At 63.0% G+C, this 22061-nt stretch carries 24 protein-coding genes; 8 read left to right on the top strand and 16 right to left on the bottom strand.

The features are described 5' to 3' along the window. Position 1: 1 nt before the first annotated feature. From IB272_RS32445 to chvI, 9 genes are all read right to left on the bottom strand, one after another. The gene (locus IB272_RS32445) at positions 2–733 is read right to left on the bottom strand and encodes a nucleotidyltransferase family protein (RefSeq protein WP_060583462.1); all 732 of its coding nucleotides are present in this window, start codon (positions 731–733) and stop codon (positions 2–4) included. Positions 734–743: 10 nt separating this feature from the next. After that, positions 744–2255, bottom strand: a complete 1512-nt coding sequence (gene tsaE, locus IB272_RS32450) for a tRNA (adenosine(37)-N6)-threonylcarbamoyltransferase complex ATPase subunit type 1 TsaE (protein WP_113135352.1) — start codon at positions 2253–2255, stop codon at positions 744–746. Continuing rightward, a complete protein-coding gene (locus IB272_RS32455; protein ID WP_051659589.1) occupies positions 2255–4735 on the bottom strand; it encodes a PAS domain-containing sensor histidine kinase in 2481 nt (826 codons plus the stop codon). Before IB272_RS32455 ends, tsaE begins: the two co-directional genes overlap by 1 nt. Before the next feature lie 306 nt (positions 4736–5041). After that, on the bottom strand, positions 5042–6442 hold the full coding sequence (ahcY, locus tag IB272_RS32460; RefSeq protein ID WP_110819723.1) for an adenosylhomocysteinase: 1401 nt from the start codon (positions 6440–6442) through the stop codon (positions 5042–5044). 166 nt (positions 6443–6608) lie between these two features. Then, positions 6609–6899, bottom strand: coding sequence for an HPr family phosphocarrier protein (locus IB272_RS32465; RefSeq protein WP_043624332.1), 291 nt, complete (start codon positions 6897–6899; stop codon positions 6609–6611). After that, the gene (locus IB272_RS32470; RefSeq protein ID WP_034801684.1) at positions 6899–7300 is read right to left on the bottom strand and encodes a PTS sugar transporter subunit IIA; all 402 of its coding nucleotides are present in this window, start codon (positions 7298–7300) and stop codon (positions 6899–6901) included. Before IB272_RS32470 ends, IB272_RS32465 begins: the two co-directional genes overlap by 1 nt. Positions 7301–7456: 156 nt before the next feature. After that, positions 7457–7915 carry a serine kinase gene (locus tag IB272_RS32475; RefSeq protein WP_060583460.1) on the bottom strand — a complete coding sequence of 153 codons (459 nt, stop codon included), beginning with the start codon at positions 7913–7915 and terminating at the stop codon, positions 7457–7459. Continuing rightward, entirely contained in the window at positions 7912–9645 is a 1734-nt protein-coding gene (locus IB272_RS32480; protein WP_218685636.1) for a sensor histidine kinase, read from the bottom strand. Before IB272_RS32480 ends, IB272_RS32475 begins: the two co-directional genes overlap by 4 nt. Before the next feature lie 239 nt (positions 9646–9884). Beyond that, the gene (gene chvI, locus IB272_RS32485) at positions 9885–10610 is read right to left on the bottom strand and encodes a two-component system response regulator ChvI (RefSeq protein WP_060583475.1); all 726 of its coding nucleotides are present in this window, start codon (positions 10608–10610) and stop codon (positions 9885–9887) included. A gap of 324 nt (positions 10611–10934) precedes the next feature. Between chvI and IB272_RS32490 the strand changes: the two genes are divergently transcribed. From IB272_RS32490 to IB272_RS32510, 5 genes are all read left to right on the top strand, one after another. After that, the gene (locus IB272_RS32490; protein ID WP_034801700.1) at positions 10935–12545 is read left to right on the top strand and encodes a phosphoenolpyruvate carboxykinase; all 1611 of its coding nucleotides are present in this window, start codon (positions 10935–10937) and stop codon (positions 12543–12545) included. Between the two features lie 203 nt (positions 12546–12748). Further along, complete coding sequence (arfB, locus tag IB272_RS32495; RefSeq protein WP_034801693.1) at positions 12749–13183, top strand: alternative ribosome rescue aminoacyl-tRNA hydrolase ArfB; 435 nt, start codon at positions 12749–12751, stop codon at positions 13181–13183. Positions 13184–13261: 78 nt separating this feature from the next. Continuing rightward, complete coding sequence (gene lysM, locus IB272_RS32500; protein WP_034802175.1) at positions 13262–13735, top strand: peptidoglycan-binding protein LysM; 474 nt, start codon at positions 13262–13264, stop codon at positions 13733–13735. Positions 13736–13737: 2 nt separating this feature from the next. Then, positions 13738–14175, top strand: coding sequence for a hypothetical protein (locus IB272_RS32505; protein WP_060583456.1), 438 nt, complete (start codon positions 13738–13740; stop codon positions 14173–14175). A 12-nt stretch (positions 14176–14187) separates the two neighbouring features. Continuing rightward, positions 14188–14799, top strand: a complete 612-nt coding sequence (locus IB272_RS32510) for an alpha-ketoglutarate-dependent dioxygenase AlkB (protein WP_060521549.1) — start codon at positions 14188–14190, stop codon at positions 14797–14799. A 15-nt stretch (positions 14800–14814) separates the two neighbouring features. Here the strand turns inward: IB272_RS32510 and coaA are convergent, their stop codons facing one another. Genes coaA through hisB form a run of 7 tightly spaced genes read right to left on the bottom strand, consistent with a single transcriptional unit; the run spans position 14815 to position 19442 of the window. Beyond that, entirely contained in the window at positions 14815–15807 is a 993-nt protein-coding gene (coaA, locus tag IB272_RS32515; protein ID WP_060521550.1) for a type I pantothenate kinase, read from the bottom strand. Then, positions 15804–16127, bottom strand: coding sequence for a phosphoribosyl-ATP diphosphatase (locus IB272_RS32520; RefSeq protein ID WP_060583454.1), 324 nt, complete (start codon positions 16125–16127; stop codon positions 15804–15806). Before IB272_RS32520 ends, coaA begins: the two co-directional genes overlap by 4 nt. Positions 16128–16142: 15 nt before the next feature. After that, on the bottom strand, positions 16143–16919 hold the full coding sequence (gene hisF / locus IB272_RS32525; protein WP_034802161.1) for an imidazole glycerol phosphate synthase subunit HisF: 777 nt from the start codon (positions 16917–16919) through the stop codon (positions 16143–16145). 3 nt (positions 16920–16922) lie between these two features. After that, positions 16923–17660 (bottom strand): 1-(5-phosphoribosyl)-5-[(5-phosphoribosylamino)methylideneamino]imidazole-4-carboxamide isomerase, encoded by a 738-nt coding sequence (hisA, locus tag IB272_RS32530; protein ID WP_060583452.1) that lies wholly within the window; start codon positions 17658–17660, stop codon positions 16923–16925. A 28-nt stretch (positions 17661–17688) separates the two neighbouring features. Beyond that, on the bottom strand, positions 17689–18339 hold the full coding sequence (gene hisH / locus IB272_RS32535; protein ID WP_060583450.1) for an imidazole glycerol phosphate synthase subunit HisH: 651 nt from the start codon (positions 18337–18339) through the stop codon (positions 17689–17691). Continuing rightward, positions 18339–18809 (bottom strand): DUF2628 domain-containing protein, encoded by a 471-nt coding sequence (locus tag IB272_RS32540; protein WP_060521554.1) that lies wholly within the window; start codon positions 18807–18809, stop codon positions 18339–18341. Before IB272_RS32540 ends, hisH begins: the two co-directional genes overlap by 1 nt. A 24-nt stretch (positions 18810–18833) precedes the next feature. After that, on the bottom strand, positions 18834–19442 hold the full coding sequence (gene hisB / locus IB272_RS32545; RefSeq protein WP_034802151.1) for an imidazoleglycerol-phosphate dehydratase HisB: 609 nt from the start codon (positions 19440–19442) through the stop codon (positions 18834–18836). A gap of 227 nt (positions 19443–19669) precedes the next feature. Here hisB and hslV point away from each other — a divergent pair, with 227 nt between their 5' ends. From hslV to hslU, 3 genes are read left to right on the top strand one after another with little or no spacing between them, the layout of a single operon-like run. Next, a complete protein-coding gene (gene hslV / locus IB272_RS32550) occupies positions 19670–20227 on the top strand; it encodes an ATP-dependent protease subunit HslV (protein WP_051659613.1) in 558 nt (185 codons plus the stop codon). After that, positions 20217–20741, top strand: coding sequence for a GNAT family N-acetyltransferase (locus IB272_RS32555; RefSeq protein WP_060583448.1), 525 nt, complete (start codon positions 20217–20219; stop codon positions 20739–20741). Before hslV ends, IB272_RS32555 begins: the two co-directional genes overlap by 11 nt. Next, positions 20738–22045 (top strand): ATP-dependent protease ATPase subunit HslU, encoded by a 1308-nt coding sequence (gene hslU, locus IB272_RS32560; protein WP_034802146.1) that lies wholly within the window; start codon positions 20738–20740, stop codon positions 22043–22045. Before IB272_RS32555 ends, hslU begins: the two co-directional genes overlap by 4 nt. Positions 22046–22061 lie beyond the last annotated feature (16 nt).

Below are 22061 nucleotides of genomic sequence, written 5' to 3' on the forward strand. Positions count from 1 at the left end.
CTCATCCCTCCGGCTGGTGGCGGCGGATCGCCGCCTCCGCTTCGCCGATCGCCTCGGGCGTTCCGACCGTCATCCAGTGACCTTCGAGCAGCAGGCCGTGAAGACGGCCTTCCTCGGCGGCGCGATCGAAGTAGATGTTGAGATTGAAGGCGTCGTCGGGCGCGTCGGCAAAAAGCCGGGAGTGAAGCGCGATCGCGCCGGCATAGACCACCGGGTTCGGCAGGCCTTCGGCGTAGCGCGTGAGCTTGCCGTCGTCACCCAGCGAGAAATCCCGCTTGCCGTTGTGGCCGGTCGTATCCTCGTCGCGCACGCAAAGGAGCAGCATGTCCATGCGCTCCGCGTCGAAGGCGGCGGCCAGGCGCGTCAGGTTGCTGGGCTTGCCCTTGGGCTCGCCGACCCAGAAGAGATCGGCATTCATCACAAGAACCGGCCCCTCCGGCAGCAGTTTCAGCCCCTTGGCGAGACCGCCGCCGGAATTCATCAGCGCCTCGCGCTCGTCCGAAATCACGATCTCCGGGGCGCTGCGTTGGCTGAGATGGCCTTCCATCAGGTCGGCGAAATGATGCACGTTGACCGCGGCCGTGCTGACGCCGGCCTCCACCAGGAGGTCCAGCACGTAGTCGATCATCGGCTTGCCGGCGATCTCGACGAGCGGCTTTGGCATGGTGTTGGTGATCGGACGAAGACGGGTGCCGAGGCCCGCGGCGAGCACCATCGCATTGCTGATCGACATTGATTCTCTGTCAGTTCGCTGATTCGGAAACGAGGATTCCGGTCTTCATACACCAGTCGTGCAAGGGTTTCAGCGATTCATGTGAAAGCGCCGCCTGAAGATAGGCGAAAGTGCGCGGCATGTGCTTCATGTAGCCGGGCTTGCCGTCGCGCTGCATCAGTCGCACCCAGATGCCGACGAGCTTGCAGTTGCGCTGCGCCGACATCAGGTGCCAGTCGCGAAGGAACATTGCCTCGTCGAAGCTACCACCCCCGCGCCGTTCGGCGAAATAAGCGTCCATCATCCGGCTTGCGAGCGAAGGCGGGATGGTGACGCGGGCATCTTGAACCAAGGACGCGACGTCATAGGCAGTCGGACCGATCATTGCGTCCTGGAAATCGATGAGGCCGATCCGGTTCAGACCTTCGCGTTCCCCGCGCCAGATGATGTTCGGCGAGTGAAAATCGCGCAGCAGCAGGTTCGTTTCGGATGTCTGCAGGAGGTCGATCAGGCCGTCCCAGATCTCTCCATATTCGCGCTTCTCGTCGTCGCTTGCCGGCGCGCCGCGTTTCCAGGGCAGATACCAGTCGGTCAAAAGCCGCGTCTCGATCTTCATCGCCGTCCGGTCGAAATCCGGAATGCGGTGGATCACAGTCGGCTCGACCTTGATCTCGGCCTCGGCCGGTTCCGCGTGCAGGCGAGCAAGCAGCCGCGCGCTCTCGATGTAGCGTTCGTCGATCGGCTCTCCGTCCGCATCGAGAACGCCGTCCGAGCCCAGATCTTCGATCAAGAGGACGCCCTGGTCGATGTCGCGGGCGTAGATTTCAGGCGCCGCGAAGCCGCGGGCAATGAGCATCTGGTCGACGGCGACGAAGGGAACGACATCTTCGGCGATATGCGCCAGCTGCTGATAGTACTTTCCGTCCTGAAGGATCGGGCCCGGCTTGTGCCGCGGCGAATCCATCAGAATCCGGCTAACGGAGCCGTCCGCCGGGTAAATGCGCTCATAGGCCCGGATCGAGGCGTCGCCGCTCAGGTGCCGCCGCCGCGCCTTGGAATGTCCGTTCGTATCGAGAAACTCGCGGATCGAAAGCGTTCGGGCGATGCGCTGCAGCGTGTCATCAGGCGCCGAAATTTCGACGCGCCGCCCGTCCTTCTCGTGGGTGATCGCAAGCGTGATGCGACGTGAGGGGAGGGCGTCGTCCGCCCGTTCCGGCCATTCGACCAGGCAGATGCCCTGCGACAGGGCTTCATCGAAGCCCAGTTCGTCAAGCTCGCTGGAATCGGCCAGCCGGTAAAGGTCGAAATGCGCGACGGGTATGCGCAAGTCGTAGCTCTGGACCAGCGTGAAGGTCGGGCTCGGCACTTCCAGGCCGTCGTCATCGGCAACGGCTCTCAGAAAGGCGCGCGCCAGTGTGGATTTGCCGGCGCCGAGATCGCCCGAAAGAGCGACGCAGTCGCCAGGCTTCAGGGCGAGCGCCAGGTCCTCACCAAGCTCGATCGTTGCCGCCTCGTTTGCAAGATGGCGCTCGATCGCCGGCATCATTCGGCCGCGACGGTGGACGGCACGTCGGCCGAAGGGATGCGGCAGGTCACTTCCGTGCCTTCGCCTTCCTTGCTGCGGATCGAGACCGTGCCGTGATGCAGGCTGACGAAGCTCTCGACGATCGAAAGCCCGAGGCCGGCGCCGCCGCGCTGACCGTGGCTTTCAAAGCGGTTGAAGACCGTGTCGAGCACGTCCTGCGGAATGCCGGGGCCGCTGTCGGAGACCGAGAAGATGAAGTCGCTGCCCTCGCGGCGGCACGCCAGTTCGATGACGCTGCCATCGGGGGCGAAGTTCGCGGCATTGGTGAGCAGCTTGACGAAGATCTGCTTCAGGCGCTGCTGATCGGCGACCATCCGGCCGAGATTATCGGGTGCGGCGATCCGGAGCGTCACGCCGCTTTCGGTCAGACGGTCGGCCATCTGATACGCGATGTCGTCGAGGAAATCGGTGAGGCTGATGTCGGCAAGGTCGAGCTGGACGATGCCGGCGTCGACGGTCGCAAGATCGAGGATGTCGTTGACGATCGTCAGAAGCAGCGACGACGACGTGGCGATATGGTCGACATACTCTGCCTGGCGCTCGTTGAGGTCGCCGAAAGCCGGCGTCTTCAAGAGATCGGCAAAACCGATGATGTTGGTGAGCGGCGAGCGCAGCTCGTAGGAGACGTGGTGGACGAAGTCGTTCTTCAACGCATCGGCCTTGCGCAGCGCCTCATTCTTTTCGGTGAGCGCGCGCTCGACCCGGACGCTGTCGGTAATGTTGACGAAGGTCAGCATCGTCTGGGCGTTCGGCAGCGGGATGACCGCGTAGTCGAGAATCAGCCCGGTCCTGAGTTCGAGAATGCCGCGGCTGGAGGGCCGCTCGTCGTCGAAGCTGGTGATGATGTGGGTGAAACGCTTCCAGCCGTCGGGCTGGTCGTAGGAGATCAGGCAGGCCTGCTCGATCGCCTTGATATGCGTACCGGGTTTGGCTTCAGCTTCGCTGATGCCCCAGATCGCGCGAAACGCCGGGTTCGACAGGCGGATGCGGCCGTCCGGGCCGAACACCGCTACGCCTTCGGCCAGGTGATCGATGGTTTCGCCCTGGACCTGGACGAGGGTGTTGTAGCGCGTTTCGAGGTCGACCTTCTCGGTCAGGTTCTCGAACACCCAGGTAACGCCGCCCTGCGGGCGGGCGGTGGCAAAGACGCGCAATGTCTGTCCGTTCGGCAGGTGCCAAAGGTCGCTCTGTGTATCGAGCGCCTGGTAGACCGATAGTGCGTTCGCCTTCCACTGTTTCCAGTTGAGCTGTTCCGGCAGCTGGCCGCCGGCGCGCAGCCGATCGAGCACTTCGCCATTGTCGGGCTTGCGCTCCAGGAAGCCGATATCGAGGTTCCACAGGCGCTGGAAGGCCTGGTTGTAGAACTGCAGACGCTGGTTGCCGTCGAAGATCGCGACGGGCGTCGCCAGATGGTCGAGCGTTTCCGCATGGCTCTTGAGCGTGCGGTTGAGCTCTTCGCGCACGGCCTCGATCCCCGAAATATCGACTGCGATACCGGCCGAACCGGCGGCGCTGCGGGCGTCGACGACGTCGAAGAAGGTGCGGTTGCCGCGCACGACGGTCGAGACCTTGTCGTGGAAAGGCGTATCGAACGTCGAGACCGACCGGATCTTTTCACGCGCAACGGTCGCAAGCAACTCGCGCTTTTCCGCGACGGCGGTGGCGACATCGGGTGCCTCGACGGCGTCGGCATAGGCTTCGTTGACCCAGACGAGCGCGCCGTCGGTGCCGCGCTGCCAGACGGGCAGGTCGATTGCGTCGAGGAGCGTATGGAAGGAGCGAAGCGCGATATTGAGCCGGTCGTGTTCGAGCTTCAGTTCGGCGAGCTCCGCCCGCATGTTGTTGAGCGCGATGAAGCGCACAAAGGCGCGGCCGCCGGAAACGCGTCCCTGGGCTTCCAGCACTTCATTGCGCTGCGTTTCGATGACGAGATCGAAGCTGCGCGCCTGGGTGCGAAGCGCCTCGATCGATTTTTCGAGCTCGCCTGCAGACTGCGCCTTGACCCAGCGGCCGAAGGCCAGGAAGTCGCGGTCGTCGGAAGGCGCGCCGGTTTCCGCCGGCAGCTGGCCGAGCAGTTCGGCGCGTTCGAGAAGCCCGTCCCAGATGACGATCCGGCGGTTCTTGTCGGCGACCAGCGCCTGGTAGCGCGAGAGGCGCTGGTTGGCGTCGGAAAGGTCGGACCTAAGCTCGCGGTTTTCCGCCTCGATGTTGCCGCGCTGGCGGATCAGCCAGATCGCCGAGATCATCGCAGCGGAAATGACGCCGATCAGCACGGAAAAGGTGACGACCTCCGACGAGCCGAAGATGCCGGCCTTTTGCGGGACAACCTGGGCGAGAGCATCCGTGGCGGTGAAAAGGGCGGTGCCGGCCAAAAGGCGGCGCAGGAATTTCGGACCCTTGCGGCGGATGGCCGGAAAATCTGTGTGGTCTTTGTTCATGGCGCTGCCATCCCCGTCTGTCCGAAGGGTGCTGCCGGCCTTGCTGCGCCTTGCACAGTTCCACCGGGGCCCTGTTCAAGGGTCCGCGTCAGTTCCGATTGCATCCCCGGTCTGTCTCCGTCTGTTTGCCGCTAATTCGACAAGACATCCCATCCGCGATGCCCAAGGTCCGCACCGGCATCACGAATCAATGGGTTAGAGCATACTTCCTAGTCGAATCGTCGGGAAGGGAGAGGCCCAAAAAAGCGGCCGCGCTCCCTTGTCAAGAACGCGGCCACAAGATGTTGTGGATTGCCCGGGTAAGGATTAGTACCGGTAGTGCTCGGCCTTGAACGGACCCTGCGTCTTCACGCCGATGTAGTCGGCCTGCTCTTCGGAAAGTTCCGAAAGCTTGGCGCCGAGCTTCTTGAGGTGCAGGCGAGCGACCTTCTCGTCGAGCGCTTTGGGCAGGACGTAGACCTCGTTCTTGTACTTCTCACCCTTGGTGAAGAGCTCGATCTGGGCCAGGACCTGGTTGGAGAACGAGGCCGACATCACGAAGGACGGGTGACCGGTGGCGTTGCCGAGGTTGAGCAGGCGGCCTTCCGAAAGCAGGATCATGCGGTTGCCCCTCGGGAACTCGATCATGTCGACCTGCGGCTTGATGTTCGTCCACTTCAGGTTACGCAGAGCCGAGACCTGGATCTCGTTGTCGAAGTGGCCGATGTTGCCGACGATCGCCATGTCCTTCATCTCGCGCATGTGGTCCATGCGGATGACGTCCTTGTTGCCGGTCGTCGTGATGAAGATGTCGGCCGAGGAGACGACGTCTTCGAGCTGGACGACTTCGAAGCCGTCCATGGCGGCCTGGAGCGCGCAGATCGGGTCGATTTCAGTGACCTTGACGCGGGCGCCGGCGCCGGAAAGCGAGGCGGCCGAACCCTTGCCGACGTCGCCGTAACCGCAGACGACGGCGACCTTGCCGGCCATCATCACGTCGGTGCCGCGGCGGATGCCGTCGACCAGCGATTCCTTGCAGCCGTACTTGTTGTCGAACTTCGACTTGGTGACGCTGTCGTTGACGTTGATCGCCGGGAAGGGCAGCAGGCCCTTGGCCTGGAGCTGGTAGAGGCGGTTGACGCCGGTGGTGGTTTCCTCGGTCACGCCCTTGATCGCGTCGCGCTGCTTGGTGAACCAGCCCGGCGAAGCGGCAAGGCGCTTCTTGATCTGCGCGACGAGGATTTCTTCTTCCTCGGAGCCCGGGTTGGAGAGCACGTCCTCGCCGGCTTCGGCGCGGGCGCCGAGCAGGATGTACATGGTGGCGTCGCCACCATCGTCGAGGATCATGTTCGAGACGCCACCGTCGGCCCACTGGAAGATCTTGTCCGTGTAGGTCCAGTATTCTTCGAGCGTCTCACCCTTGACGGCGAAGACCGGAACGCCGCTGGCGGCGATCGCGGCTGCGGCGTGGTCCTGGGTCGAGAAGATGTTGCACGAAGCCCAGCGTACGTCGGCGCCGAGCGCGACCAGCGTCTCGATGAGGACGGCGGTCTGGATGGTCATGTGCAGCGAGCCGGTGATGCGCGCGCCCTTCAGCGGCTTCGAAGCGCCGAACTCTTCGCGGCAGGCCATCAGGCCCGGCATTTCCGTTTCGGCGATCGCAATTTCCTTGCGCCCGAAATCGGCAAGTCCGATGTCGGCGACGATGTAGTCCTGAGTGGTGGTCATGGAGTTCTCCGGGCTGATCTCTTCAAGCCGCGCGGCCTTGGCCATCTCCGCGGCGCGATTATGCCTCCCACGCCTATACGACGCGGTGAGAGTGCGACCGATCTATCAGGATTCAGGGTGGAGAGCAACCTCGATATAAAGAAGTCTTTATATCTTTATATTGCCGTCAGATTTCTTCGCCGAACTTGTCGGCGACCAGAGCGTCGAGCGCGTTCAGGGCTTCTTCGGCCTGCGCGCCGCTGGCGGTCACGCAAACGCTGCATCCGGTGCTGGCGGCCAGCATCATCAGCCCCATGATCGAGGTTCCGCCAACGGTCATGCCGTCCTTCGAAACGGTGATCTCGGCGTCATAGGCCTCAACCGTCTGCACGAACTTTGCTGACGCCCGCGCATGCAGGCCTCGCTTGTTGATGATCAGCAGTTCGCGCGTCAGCGACATGTCGGGGCGGTGATCCATTACTTTCCACTCAGGACGCGGCTGGCGACGTTGATGTATTTCCGCCCGGCCTCGGAGGCCTCGACAAGTGCCTTGTCCATGTCGCTCTCGCCGCGCACGCCGGCAAGCTTGATCAGCATCGGCAGGTTGACGCCGGCGATCACTTCGACGGTGCCGCTGCGCATCACCGAGATGGCGAGGTTGGAGGGGGTCCCGCCGAACATGTCGGTGAGAATGATGACGCCGTTGCCTTCGTCGACATTGGTGACCGCGTCGAGGATATCCTGCCGACGCTGGTCCATGTCGTCCTCGGGGCCGATGCAGACGGTCTCTATAGCTTTTTGCGGACCGACAACATGCTCAAGCGCATGTCGAAATTCCTCAGCCAGCTTGCCATGGGTGACAAGCACAAGTCCGATCATGGGTATCTTCGCTCCAACTGCACACGCAATTCACTGATGGCCAGATATCGCAATGCAGCAATTTCGTCCACCTGTTGGGGAGGGCATCTTGGCAAGGAAAAGGGGAAGTGCAAGCCAAAAATGCCGAAATTCCGGTCGCGCTGACGGTAAATCGGGCTAGAAACCTATTTTTTCAGCGATGAGCGCCTGCAAAATATTGAGAACCTGGGCGCCTTCTTCAACGGGAACGCGAACAATCGGCAATACGCGCCCGAGTGGCAGGGGGAATGTCTCGTCTTCGGGCGGTAGCCGCGGGTCGAATGGGGCGGCGACGGGCAGAATGGCCCAGTCCATGACGGCGGCAGGCACGGTTTCGATCGTGCCGATGCCGGCGCCGCGGATTTCGATGAGGCCGTGAATGGAGGGCGGGCAGCGCGCCACGATCCGGTCGTGTTCGAGCGCAAGATCCACGCGGTCGTCGGCGACGAGCGCTGCAAAATGTCCGGCCTGCCGGGCGGCCGTGATGCAGGCGAGCGCCAGTCTGGATTTGCCGCTGCCGGACGGGCCGGTAAGCAGGAAGCCGCGTGTCCCGAGCACGATTGCGGTGCCGTGGACATTGGCGCGGGCCGTTGTCACGCGTGCGGCTCGGCGGGCAGGGACAGGACGAAGCGCGCGCCGGTGATATGGCCATCCGGTCCGGCGATGTTCTCGGCCTTGAGCGTGCCGCCATGGGCTTCGGCGATCTGCCTGGAGATCGACAGCCCGAGGCCGGAGTTCTGTCCAAAATCCTCGCCTTCCGGCCGGTCGGTATAGAAGCGCTCGAAAATGCGGTCGATGTCTTCGGCCTGGATGCCCGGGCCGTTGTCCTCGACATAGACGAGGCAGCGCGAGCGCGAGCGGGTGAGGCGCACGACGATCCGCCCGCCGTCCTCGGGAACGAAGGAACGGGCGTTTTCGATCAGGTTGGTAATGATCTGGCCGATGCGCAGGTCGTAGCCGCTGACGGCAAAGCGCGCCTTGGGGCTGTCCTTGCGGTCGATGACGAAATCGAGCAGCACCGCCTTCTTCTTGCTGCGGACCTGTCGCGAGATATCGACGAGGTCGCCGAGGAGTTTTTCGAGATCGATCGTCTTGGCGTCGCTGCGGGCAAGTTCCGCGTCGAGACGCGAGGCGTCCGAGATATCGCTGATCAGGCGGTCGAGACGGCGGACGTCATGCTGGATGACGTCCATCAGCCGCTTCTTCGATTCGTCGGTCCGCGCCAAAGGCAGCGTCTCGACGGCGCTACGCAGTGAGGTGAGGGGGTTTTTCAGCTCGTGGCTGACGTCGGCGGCAAAGTTTTCGATCGCGGCGATCCGGTCATAGAGCGCGGTCGTCATCTCACGCAGCGCGACCGAGAGGTTGCCGATCTCGTCCTGGCGCGAGGAGAAGTCGGGAATTTCCTCGCGCTCCTTGGCGCCGCCGCGGCGCACGCGCACCGCTGCTGCCGCAAGCCTGCGCAGCGGATTGGCGATCGTCGACGACAGAAGCAGCGACAGGATGATGTTGACGAGCGCCGCGACGCCGAAGACGCGGATGATGGCGAGGCGCTCGGCCTGGACGATCTTGTCGATGTCGCCGGCCTGGGTCGAAAGCAGGAGCACGCCGAGAACGGCGCGGAAGCGCTGGACGGGCACCGCCACGGAAACGATGAGCTCGCCCTTCTCGGTAACGCGCTCGACATAGCCGCGCACGCCCGTCAGCGCATTGGTCACCTCAGGGTAGATCGAGCCGTTGCCACCCGGCGGTTCTTTATAGAGCGGCAGGTTGCCCGGCTGCAAAAGCTTGTTCAGCCAGCTGTTGAGCTTTTCGCCGATGCCCGTCGCCTCCGGCTCGATCGGCGGCAGGTCGAAGCGCAGCACCTGGCCGCCGCTATAGAGATGGCGCGAATCGAGCAGCAGGTCGGCGTCCGCGTCGAACAGGCGGGCGCGGGTGCGCGTCGGCGAGATCAGCCGGCGCAGAACCGGCGCGACACGCTCCTGGATGATCGGGAAGTCGAGATCCTCGTCGCTCGGCAGCGGCGTGATGCTCTGGCCGGCCTGCAGTTCCAGCAGCTTTTCGGGATCGATGGTGATCGAATTGGTATCGACCGAGGCGGAAGCGGAGATCGCGCCGGCGATGATTTCGCCCTGGGTCAAAAGGCTTTCGACGCGCGCGTCGATCAGCCCCTCGCGGAACTGGTTGAGGTACATGATGCCGCCGACCAGAACGACGAGCGCCACCAGGTTGAAGAAGACGATACGGCGGGTGAGGCTCGAGAAGACGGCATTGCCAAAGAGACGACGAATGAGCGTGAAGGGATGCGCCCAGCGGCGCTGGCCCTTCAGTGCCTGGGCACGCCCGTCAGTGTCTTCAATGTCGCCGTGCAAGACTTCTACCAAATGTCCCGCTCCCGCGCGGACTGTCCTTCATAATCGTTCGATAGCGGCGGCGCTGCCGGCCGGTTGCGCCGCCTTCCATGGTTTTGATCCGAAGACGGCGGAGATCGTGTCGAGCCTCAGATGAGGCCATCACCATCGCGCCGCTTCAAATGCGCCACTCTGGGCTCGATGGCAAGCCCCGAGGCTCAGGCACTCTCCCGGAAACGATAGCCGACACCGTAAAGCGTCTCGATCATGTCGAAGTCGTTGTCGACCATCTTGAACTTCTTGCGCAGCCGCTTGATGTGGCTGTCGATGGTGCGGTCGTCGACATAGACCTGTTCGTCATAGGCAGCGTCCATCAGTGCGTCGCGGCTCTTCACCACGCCCGGGCGCTGCGCCAGCGAATGGAGAATGAGGAATTCCGTCACCGTCAGGGTCACCGGCTCGCTCTTCCAGGTGCAGGTGTGGCGCTCCTGATCCATCACCAACTGCCCGCGCTCGAGCGAGCGCGACGGCGCGTCGGTTGCCTTGATGGTATTGTTCGGATTGGCGGCCGCGGCTTCGCGGTTGGCGGCGCGGCGCAGGATCGCCTTGACGCGTTCGACCAGAAGGCGCTGCGAAAACGGCTTGGTGATGAAGTCGTCGGCGCCCATCTTCAGGCCGAAGAGTTCGTCGATCTCTTCATCCTTGGAGGTGAGGAAGATCACCGGCAGGTCCGACTTCTGCCTCAGGCGGCGCAGCAGTTCCATGCCGTCCATACGCGGCATCTTGATGTCGAAGATCGCAAGCTGCGGCGGCCGGGCGAGCAGGCCTTCGAGCGCCGAAGCGCCGTCGGTATAGGTCTCGACTTTGTAGCCTTCTGCCTCCAGGGCGATGGATACGGACGTCAGAATATTCCGGTCATCATCGACAAGCGCGATGGTCTGCATCGTGTTCAACTCCGTCTTTTGAGGTGCCGGTCCCGTCCCCGAAAACTCCGGCATTCGCGAGTCACGGGTGCGTTAGTGAGTATAAAGGTGGAACAAATTGTGGCGAAGCCCAAAAAGCACCTGTCGTGACGATAGGATAGGTCCTGTCAGATCGGTGTTCGACAGGCCGATTTCAACCGATTAAAAAAACGATAATTTTCTTTAAATCGATTAATATACTGAAATCATTATTCTTTTTTTGACGTCGCCTTGTTTTTGAGCGAGCATGCAAGTAAGGTCCGGCGAAATTCAACGCCAATGGCCAAACACGAAGGAAGCTTGACCATGGAGCAACTCGGCACTCGCAATCTCGCGAACGGCTTGGAAAAACTCGGCTTTATCGACCTGGAAACGGTTCGGTACAACCTCGAAGCCGCAGAGCTTTATGAGGAAGCTCTTCGCCGCGGCGAGGCTGAGCTGACGGCACACGGTGCGCTCGTCGCCCGTACCGGCCAGCACACCGGTCGCTCGCCGAAGGACAAGTTCGTCGTTCGCGATGCGAACACCGACGATCAGATCTGGTGGGACAACAACAAGCCGATGTCTCCGGAGCATTTTGCCCTGCTGCGCAAGGATATGCTTGAGCACGCCAAGGGCATGTCGCTCTATGTGCAGGACCTGGTTGGCGGCGCCGATGCCGACAACGCCCTGCCGACGCGCGTCGTTACCGAGTACGCCTGGCATTCGCTGTTCATCCGCAATCTGCTGATTCGCCCAGCCCGCGAAGCGCTCGGCTCCTTCCTGCCGAAGCTGACGATCATCGATCTGCCGAGCTTCAAGGCGGATCCGGAGCGCTACGGCTGCCGCACCGAGACGGTCATCGCCTGCGACTTCACCAACGGCCTGATCCTGATCGGCGGCACGTCCTATGCCGGCGAAATGAAGAAGTCGGTCTTCACCGTTCTCAACTACCTGCTGCCGAAGAAGGGCGTCATGCCGATGCACTGCTCGGCAAACGTTGGCCCGGCCGGCGACACCGCGATCTTCTTCGGCCTCTCCGGCACTGGCAAGACGACGCTTTCGGCCGACCCGACCCGCACGCTGATCGGCGACGACGAGCACGGCTGGGGCGAGCAGGGCGTCTTCAACTTCGAAGGCGGCTGCTACGCCAAGGCGATCCGTCTGTCGGAAGCCGCCGAGCCGGAAATCTACGCCACGACCCGCCGCTTCGGCACCGTCATGGAAAACGTCGTGCTTGACGAGCGCCGCGTTCCTGATTTCGACGACGGTTCGCTGACGGAAAACACCCGTTGCGCCTATCCGCTCGACTTCATCCCGAATGCCAGCGCCACCGGCACCGCACCGCAGCCGCGCACCATCATCATGCTGACCGCCGATGCCTTCGGCGTCATGCCGCCGATTGCCAAGCTGACGCCGGAACAGGCGATGTACCACTTCCTTTCCGGCTACACCGCCAAGGTCGCCGGCACGGAAAAGGGCGTTACCGAGCCGGAAGCCACCTTCTCGACCTGCTTCGGCGCACCGTTCATGCCGCGTCACCCGTCGGAATACGGCAACTTGCTGAAGGACCTGATCGCCAAGAACGGCGTCACCTGCTGGCTGGTGAACACGGGCTGGACCGGCGGCGCCTACGGCACCGGCAGCCGCATGCCGATCAAGGTGACGCGCGCTCTGCTCGCGGCCGCGCTTGACGGTTCGCTGAACGCTGCGGAACTGCGCACCGATGCCAACTTCGGCTTTGCCGTTCCAGTCTCGGTCCCGGGCGTCGACGACGGCATCCTCGACCCACGCTCGACCTGGGCCGATGGTGCAGCCTATGACGCACAGGCCCGCCGCCTGGTCGACATGTTCATCACGAATTTCGCCAAGTTCGAGAGCCATGTGGACGGCAGCGTTCGCGACGCGGCTCCCGGTACGAAGATCGCCGCCGAATAAACATTGTCGGCTATGATTCACGTGAAACCCGGTCCTTGTGGCCGGGTTTTTCGCTTTCGCGCCCGCTCTGTGTCCCTTTAAATCCCCTTCGATCTAAGGCGAGCCAAAGTGCTACGGCGACCTTTGCGCCTCTGATGAGACGCGCGGCGCCGCAGTGTTTTCAACGGGTTCGCTCTGTGCCATAGATCGGGCCGAGGTGAACCATGGCCAGCGACCCGCTCTACATAAACGACAATATCGTCCTTGCCGGCTGGGAGCTGACGGAGCAATTCGTGCTGGCCGGTGGCCCGGGCGGGCAGAACGTCAACAAGGTGTCGACCGCCGTTCAGCTGTTCTTCAACGTCCAGGCGTCTCCGGCGCTTTCCGATCGCATCAAGGCCAACGCCCTGAAGATCGCCGGCAAGCGCGCCTCGAAAGAGGGCGTGCTGATGATCGAGGCGAGCCGCTTTCGCAGCCAGGAGCGCAACCGCGAGGATGCGCGCGAGCGGCTGAAGGAGTTGATCCTGAAGGCTGCCGAACCCCCGCCGCCGCCGCGCAAGAAGACCAAGCCGACGCGCGGTTCCGTCGAGCGGCGTCTCAAGGAGAAGTCGGGTCGCGGGGAGATCAAGAAGCTCCGGGGCCGGCCTGGAGGCGATTGATTCTTTTTGCGGCTCCCTTGCCTTTTGGCGGGCAGCGCCCTCTCTTATCGAGCAGTGTTTTCGCAAAAGGAGATATTCATGGGTCTTTTCAGCTTTATCAAGAACGCCGGCAAGAAGCTTGGCATCGGCGGCGACGACGATGCTCCGGATGCCGAAAGCGTTCAGAAGGAACTTGCATCCCACGATCTCGGCACCAAGGACGTGCAGGTCGAAGTGGCCGGTGACAAGGTCGTGCTGAAGGGTGTCGTGAAGGACCAGAGCGTCTTCGAAAAGGCCGTCGTCGCCGTCGGCAACACGCTCGGCGTGTCCGCAGTCGAGGCCTCCGAACTCAAGGTCGCCGATGCCGGCGCAGCACCTGCTCCGGCAAAGGAGCCCGTCTTCTATACGGTCAAGAAGGGCGATAACCTCTGGAAGATTGCCGAGGCGCAGTACGGCAAGGGCAAGGGCGCCAAGCACACGGTGATCTTCGAAGCCAACAAGCCGATGCTGACCCATCCGGACAAGATCTATCCCGGCCAGGTTCTGCGCATTCCGGATCTGGATGCGGCCTGAGCGTGTCCTTCAGTCGTTCTCTCGTCGTTGCCGCGCTGGCAAGCCTCTGGCTTGCCAGCGTTTCTTTGGCGCAGCCTTTCCGTGAACCCGCCAAGGGCAGCACTGAGCGTGCCGCCATCCTCGACGCGATCCGCCCCGCGGTCGAAGCCGAGATGCGCGGTCCCGTCGAATTCGTCGTCACCAGCATGCGTGCCGCGCCCAACTGGGCCTTCATGCAGGTCGAGCCGCAACGGCCGGGTGGCGGATCGATCGAGCTTTCGCAAACCGGGTTGCGCGACGAGGCGGACATGATGGATGGTCTGACGGTGTTCGCACTCGTCAGCTTCCAGAATGGCCGGTGGAACCTGGTCGATCACGTCGTCGGGCCGACGGATATCGCCTATGCCGGCTGGCCGCTTCGCTACGGCGTGCCGGCGGCACTTCTCGGCCTGGAACAATAAGGACTGCTTCTCATGCAGGTGCTCCCGAAAGGGATCAGACATATTCCCGGTTATCTCGATCGTGCCCGGCAGGAGCAACTGGTCGAGGCCATTCGTTCAGTCGTTGCCGAGGCGCCGCTGTTCGTGCCGGAAATGCCGAAGACTGGCAAACCCATGTCGGTGCGCATGACCAATTGCGGCGCGCTTGGCTGGGTCACGGATCGCGATCGCGGCTATCGTTACCAGTCTCAGCATCCGGTGACCGGCCGCCCCTGGCCGGTCATGCCGGAGATCCTGCTCGATATCTGGGATGCGGTTTCCGCAAGCAGCAAGACGCCCGAGGCCTGCCTGGTAAACTTCTATTCCGAAGAGGCCCGCATGGGGCTGCACCAGGATCGCGACGAGCGCGATCTTGAAACCGCCGTCGTCTCGATCTCGCTTGGTGACAGCTGCCTCTTCCGCGTGGGTGGTAATACGCGCGGCGGCCAGACCATGTCCTTCCGGCTGGAAAGCGGCGATGTCGTGGTGCTGGGTGGGGAAGGGCGTCTCGCCTTCCATGGCGTCGACCGGATCTATCCGAGCACGTCGACGCTGCTGAAGAATGGCGGGCGAGTCAATCTGACACTCCGCCGCGTCAATCCCTGAGGATGCACCGAAAGCTCAGAGCTTCCTGAGCGCCACCTTTTCGGTCAGATGGTTCGGGCCCTTCTGCAGGATCAGGTCGGCGCGCGGGCGCGTCGGCAGGATGTTCTGGTGCAGGTTCTTCAGGTTGATGTTGTGCCACAATCCCTCGGCAATGGCCCGGGCTGCATCCTCGCTGATCGTGGCATAGCGGTGGAAGTAGGATTCCGGGTTCTTGAAGGCGGTTTCGCGCAGCCGCATGAAGCGGTTGACGTACCAGCTGTGGATCAGGCTCTCCTCGGCATCGATATAGATCGAGAAGTCAAAGAAATCCGAGACCATCGGCACGATCTTGCCGTCGGCCGGCAGGTTGCGCGACTGCAGAACGTTGATGCCTTCGAAGATCAGGATATCTGGCCGGTCGATGACCGTGAACTGGTCGGGCAGCACGTCATAGGTCAGGTGCGAATAGCTGGGCGCCTTGACGTTCGGCTGGCCGGCCTTGATCGCCGACAGGAAGCGCAGGAGCGCGCCGACGTCGTAGCTCTCCGGAAAGCCCTTGCGGTCCATCATGTTTTCGCGCTGGAGCACGGCGTTCGGATAGAGAAAACCGTCTGTTGTCACCAGGTCGACCTTCGGGCTCGACGGCCAACGCGCCAGAAGCTGCGCCAGGATACGGGCCGTCGTCGACTTGCCGACGGCGACCGATCCGGCAATGCCGATGACGAAGGGGGTCTTCGTCTCGGACATGCTGAGGAAGCGCTTGCGCTGCTCGAAGAGCATCTGCGACGATTCCACATGGGTCGAAAGCAGGCGTGACAGCGACAGGTAGATCTGCCGGACCTCGCCGAGATCGACGGGGTCGTTCAACGATCGCAGCCGCTGTACCTCGTCGGCCGTCAGCGTCATCGGCGTATCGGCGCGAAAGCGCGACCATTCCTCGGCGGTGAAGAAATGATAGGGCGAGTAGTCCCGCTTCTGGAGGTTGTCGGGCAGGTCGGCTGCTTCGATGTCTTTCGCCGCGATCGTCATGGGGTCTGCCGATTTGCCTTTTCCTGCAGGCCGGATTGGTTGGTCCGTCGCTGAAGTTCGTTGAGCACATCCTGCAACGGAACGTCGGCGATCTTCAATACGACCATTAGATGATAGAGGAGATCGGCGCTTTCGGCGACGAGATTTGCGCGGTCGTTGCTGATGGCCGCGATCACGGTTTCAACCGCTTCCTCGCCGAGTTTCTTCGCCGCCTTCGGCTGGCCGCTTGCCACCAGTTTTGCCGTCCAGGATTCGTCCGGCGCCGCCATCGCGCGTGTCGCGACGATGGCTTCGAGGTCGGAAAGTGTGAAGTCGCCCATGGGAGATCCTGAAGCTCAGTCGAGGCGCATGGCGATGCCATGCTCCGCCATATAGCGCTTGGTTTCGCCAATGCTATAGGTGCCGAAGTGGAAGATGGAGGCGGCAAGGACCGCGGTCGCGTGACCGTCCTTGATGCCGGCGACCATGTGGTCGAGTGTGCCGACGCCACCCGACGCGATAACGGGCGCGCGGACCGCGTCGGCGACGGCGCGGGTAAGCGCGATGTCATAGCCGCTCTTGGTGCCGTCACGGTCCATCGAGGTCAAAAGGATCTCGCCGGCGCCGAGATCGACCACCCGACGGGCAAAATCGATCGCGTCGATGCCGGTCGGCTGGCGTCCGCCATGGGTGAAGATCTCCCAGCGATCCGCTTCGCCATCCGTCGAGACTTTCTTGGCGTCGATCGCGACGACGATGCACTGGTTGCCGAACTTGTCGGCGGCTTCGGCGACGAATTCCGGGTTCTTTACCGCAGCCGTGTTGATTGACACCTTGTCGGCGCCGGCCAGAAGCAGCTTGCGGATGTCGGAAACCTGGCGCACGCCGCCGCCGACGGTCAGCGGCATGAAGCACTGTTCGGCCGTACGGGCGATGACGTCGAAGATCGTCTCGCGATTGTCCGAGGACGCGGTGATGTCGAGGAAGCAGAGCTCGTCGGCGCCGGCAGCGTCATAGGCGCGGGCCGCTTCCACGGGGTCACCGGCGTCGATCAGGTCGACGAAGTTGACGCCCTTGACGACACGGCCGTCCTTGACGTCAAGGCAGGGGATAACGCGGGCTTTAAGCGTCATGGTTCAAGCCTTTCTCGCAGCGCGGATCAGCTCCAGCGCCTCCTGCGGGTCGATGCGGCCGTCATAGAGCGCGCGGCCGGAGATGGCGCCTTCGAGCTTGCGTGCGCCCGGCTCGACCATGCGGCGGATATCGTCCATCGAGGCGAGACCGCCCGATGCGATGACAGGAATGGAGACCGCGTCTGCCAGTTCCAGCGTCGAAGCCCAGTTGATACCGGTCAGGATGCCGTCGCGGTCGATGTCGGTATAGATGATCGCCGAAACGCCGGCGCCCTCGAACTTCTTGGCAAGCTCGATCACGCCGAGTTCGGAAGCCTCGGCCCAGCCTTCGACGGCAACCTTGCCGCCCTTGGCGTCGATGCCGACGGCGACCTTGCCGGGGAATTTGCGGCAGGCCTCGATCACGAGCGCCGGATCACGGACAGCGACGGTGCCGAGGATGACGCGGGCAAGCCCGCGCGACAGCCAGTTTTCGATATGGTCGAGCGTGCGGATGCCGCCGCCGAGCTGCACCGGGTTTTTGGTCGCCTTGAGAATGGCGTCAACGGCGGTACCGTTGACCGTCTCACCGGCAAAGGCGCCGTTGAGGTCGACCACGTGCAGCCATTCGAAGCCCTGGTCTTCAAAGGCGCGGGCCTGGGCCGCCGGGTCGGGGTTGTAAACCGTCGCCTGGTCCATGTCGCCAAGCTTCAGGCGCACGCATTGCCCGTCTTTCAGGTCGATCGCGGGAAAAAGGATCATGGGTCTGTCCAATCAGTCGTGCGAAAGCTCAGGGCTTCCAGCGCAGGAAATTCGAGATGAGGGCAAGGCCAAGCGCCTGGCTCTTTTCCGGGTGGAACTGCGAGCCCGCCTTGTTGCCGTTGGCGACGAAGGCCGTGACCGGTCCGCCATAGTCGGCCTCGGCGACCACGTCGGCGGCGTTCTCAGCGGCCAGGTGGTACGAATGCACAAAATAGGCATGCAGACCGGCTTCGCCAACACGGATGCCGTCAAACAGCGGGTGCTCGCGCTTGAGCTTCAGCGTATTCCAGCCGATCTGCGGGATCTTCAGCGTGGTGTCGGCGGGCGTCATCTCGACGACATCGCCGGGGATCCAGCCAAAACCATGGGTGATGGTCTTTTCAAGTCCGCGCGTCGACATCAGCTGCATGCCGACGCAGATGCCGAGGAAGGGTCGCCCAGCCTGTTCGACCGCCTCGGTCAACGCTTGCTCCATGCCGTCGACGGCAGCAAGGCCGCGGCGGCAATCGGCATAGGCGCCAACGCCCGGAAGCACGATGCGGTCGGCGCTCGCCACCCGTTCCGGCTTGTCGGTAAGGTCGATCTCGGCTGCAATGCCGGCTTCGTGGGCGGCCCGTTCAAAGGCCTTGGTGGCCGAGCGCAGATTGCCCGAGCCGTAATCGATGATGGCGACGCGCATCAGCGTTCTCCGTAGGAATCAAAAAGGCCGAGGCCGGGGCCGCCACTTGAGGGCTTGCGCACGGTCCAGTCGGCCGGGGAGGGGGCGGCGGGCTTGGTCTCGTTCGAAGCCAGGCTCGTGAAATAGATCTCTTCGGCCGCTTCGAGATTGGGCGCCGGCACGATGGAACGCAGCGTCCAGTCACGGGCCGTCAGGCTGCGCGCCACCAGAACCGGCCCTTCGAGCGCCACCACCAGCCGAAGCGCGAGCTGCGCCAGGAGAGATGGCAAGAAGCCGCTCTCGTGGTTCGACAGGAATATTAACGAGATCTGCAGAACAGCAACTGCGATTCCGATTGCCCATTGACGCTTGGCGAGAAGCCAGAGCGCCGGGAAAAGGAAGGCCCACCAGGAAAAGCCGTCGGCGACGAAGCGCGCCCGCTCGTCGTTGGCGCGCGCACCCGGCGGGGTGAGGATCATGTAAGAAGCCATGAGTCAAAGCCAGTGACTGGCCGCTTAGGCAAGGGTCCCCTTGGTCGAGGGAACGCGGCCGGCCTGGCGCGGGTCGATTTCGGTTGCGGTGCGGAGCACGCGGGCGACGGACTTGAAGCAGGTCTCGGCGATATGATGGTTGTTGGCGCCGTAGATGTTCTGGATATGCAGCGTGATCCCGGCATGCTGGGCGAGCGCCTGGAAGAATTCGCGCACGAGTTCCGTGTCGAAGGTGCCGATTTTCGGCGACGTGAAGGTCACGTTCCAGACGAGGAACGGCCGGCCGGAAACGTCCACTGCCGCGCGGGTCATCGTTTCGTCCATCGCAAGATCGAGCGAGGCATAGCGGGTGATGCCGCGCCGGTCGCCAAGCGCCTTGGCAATCGCCTGGCCGATGGCAATGCCGGTGTCCTCGACCGTATGGTGGTCGTCGACATGCAGGTCGCCGTCCGTCTTGATCTCCATGTCGATCAGCGAATGTCGGGCGAGCTGGTCCAGCATATGGTCGAAGAAACCGACGCCGGTCGAAATCTTGGCGATTCCGGTGCCGTCGATGTTGACCGATACGGATACCGCGGTTTCGTTGGTCTTTCGCGAAACCTCTGCGGTGCGGCTGGACGTGGCTTCTGCCATCGGGCTCTCCTGTATACGCTGACGCGGCTCCTTATCAGGCAAAAGCTGAAATATCCAGAACTTGAGCGGTCGATTCGAATCATCCGGTGACAGTCGCCGAATGAAGATTGCGCCGGCGGCCTGTTGCCATTTGCAAACCTGTCTGCCGTACTTACATAGGCCTCAAGCAACCAGGCTCGAGTCACGAGCCGCAATGCCCCGCGTATCAGGGGCCTACGGGTAATTTCATGAGCGAACACAATCCCTACGGAACGATGCATGCGACGACCATCATCACGGTACGCAAGGATGGCAAGGTGGTGATGGCCGGCGACGGCCAGGTGAGCCTCGGCCAGACCGTGATGAAGAGCAACGCGCGCAAGGTGCGGCGGCTTGCCAAGGGCGACGTGATCGCCGGCTTTGCCGGTGCCACAGCCGATGCCTTCACGCTGCTGGAACGGCTCGAAGCAAAGCTCGAACAGTATCCCGACCAGCTGATGCGGGCAGCCGTCGAGCTCGCCAAGGACTGGCGCACCAACAAGTATCTGCGCAATCTCGAAGCGATGATGCTGGTGGCCGACAAGTCGATCACGCTGGCGATCACCGGCAACGGCGACGTTCTCGAACCCGAGCACGGCACGATTGCCATCGGATCGGGCGGCAACTACGCCTTTGCCGCGGCCCGCGCGCTGATGGACAGCGACAAGTCGGCCGAGGATATTGCCCGCAGGGCGCTGCAGATCGCCGGCGACATCTGCGTCTACACCAACCACAATATCGTCGTGGAGACACTGGATGCCCAATGAGCCCGCGCATGTCAGTTTCGTGCCGGTGGCCGATAGCCACCTGCCGCTGCTGCATGCCTGGCTGAGCGAGCCGCATGTGCGGCAATGGTGGGGCGACCCGGACAAGGAAGTGGAGCTGATCCGCGAAGGCTGCGCGTCAGGAGAAGTGGAAGGCTTCATCTTCCACGTGGCCGGCGAGCCGGCGGGCTACATCCAGTCCTGGGTGCCGGCCCAGTACCCGGACGACGAGCCCTGGGCGAAGGACATGCCGGCCGATGTGCCCGGTATCGACATCTTCATCGGCCCGGCGGAACTGACGGGCAGGGGCGTCGCATCGCTCGCGGTCCGGGCCTTTGCCGGGCGGCTCTTTGCCGCCGGCGCACCCCGCATCGTGATCGACCCTGACGCCGGCAACCGAAGGGCCGTCAGCGCCTACACCAAGGCCGGCTTCGTGGCTTACGCAGAATGGATTGATACGTCCGGCCGCACACTCCTGATGGAGCTGACGCGGACCGAGTTTGAGAGGACTACATGAGTACGTTTTCACCCAGAGAAATCGTGTCGGAACTCGACCGTTTCATTATCGGCCAGAACGACGCCAAGCGCGCCGTGGCGATCGCGCTCCGCAACCGCTGGCGCCGCCAGCAGCTCGGGGACGAGCTGCGCGACGAGGTGATGCCGAAGAACATCCTGATGATCGGACCGACCGGCGTCGGCAAGACCGAGATTTCCAGGCGGCTCGCCAAGCTCGCCGGCGCGCCCTTCGTCAAGGTCGAGGCGACCAAGTTCACCGAGGTCGGCTATGTCGGCCGCGACGTCGAGCAGATCATCCGTGACCTCGTCGAAGTCGGCATCGGCCTCGTGCGCGAAAAGCGCCGCGCCGAAGTCAAGGCAAAGGCGCACCAGAATGCCGAGGAGCGCGTGCTCGATGCACTGGTCGGCGCCACCGCGTCGCCGGCAACGCGCGACAGCTTCCGCAAGAAGCTGCGGGCCAACGAGCTCGACGACAAGGAAATCGAGATCGACATCGCCGAGACCGGCGCGCCGGGCGGCGGCTTCGAGATCCCGGGCATGCCGGGCGCCAATATCGGCGTGCTCAATCTCTCGGAGATGTTCGGCAAGGCGCTCGGCGGCCGCACCAAGAAGGTCAAGACGACCGTCAAGGCCTCCTATGGCATGCTGATCGACGACGAGTCCGACAAGCTGCTCGACAACGAGCAGATCCAGCGCGAGGCCGTGAAAGCAGTCGAAGACGACGGCATCGTCTTCCTCGATGAGATCGACAAGATCGCCTCGCGGGAAGGCGGCATGGGTGCTGGCGTTTCGCGTGAAGGAGTACAGCGGGACCTCTTGCCGCTCGTCGAAGGCACGACCGTTGCGACGAAGTATGGGCCAGTCAAGACCGACCACATCCTCTTCATCGCGTCCGGCGCCTTCCACGTGGCCAAGCCCTCGGACCTGCTGCCGGAGTTGCAGGGCCGCCTGCCGATCCGCGTCGAGCTGCGCGCGCTGACGAAGGAAGACTTCCGCCGCATCCTGACGGAAACCGAGGCGAGCCTCATCCGCCAGTACAAGGCGCTTCTGGACACAGAAGAGGTCAAGCTCGACTTCACGGATGACGCAATTGATGCGCTTGCAGACGTGGCGGTGCAGTTGAACGCCACGGTCGAGAACATCGGCGCCCGCCGGCTGCAGACCGTGATGGAGCGTGTGCTGGACGAGATCTCGTTCAATGCGCCGGACCGCGCCGGCCACGAGGTGACGATCGACGCTGAATATGTGCGCAAGCATGTCGGCGATCTCGCCGCCAACACCGACCTGTCGCGCTATATCCTGTGACATTTCGGTCGTAGGG

The sequence above is a fragment of the Ensifer sp. ENS08 genome (assembly GCF_014852195.1).
Classification (GTDB): Bacteria; Pseudomonadota; Alphaproteobacteria; order Rhizobiales; family Rhizobiaceae; genus Ensifer; species Ensifer adhaerens.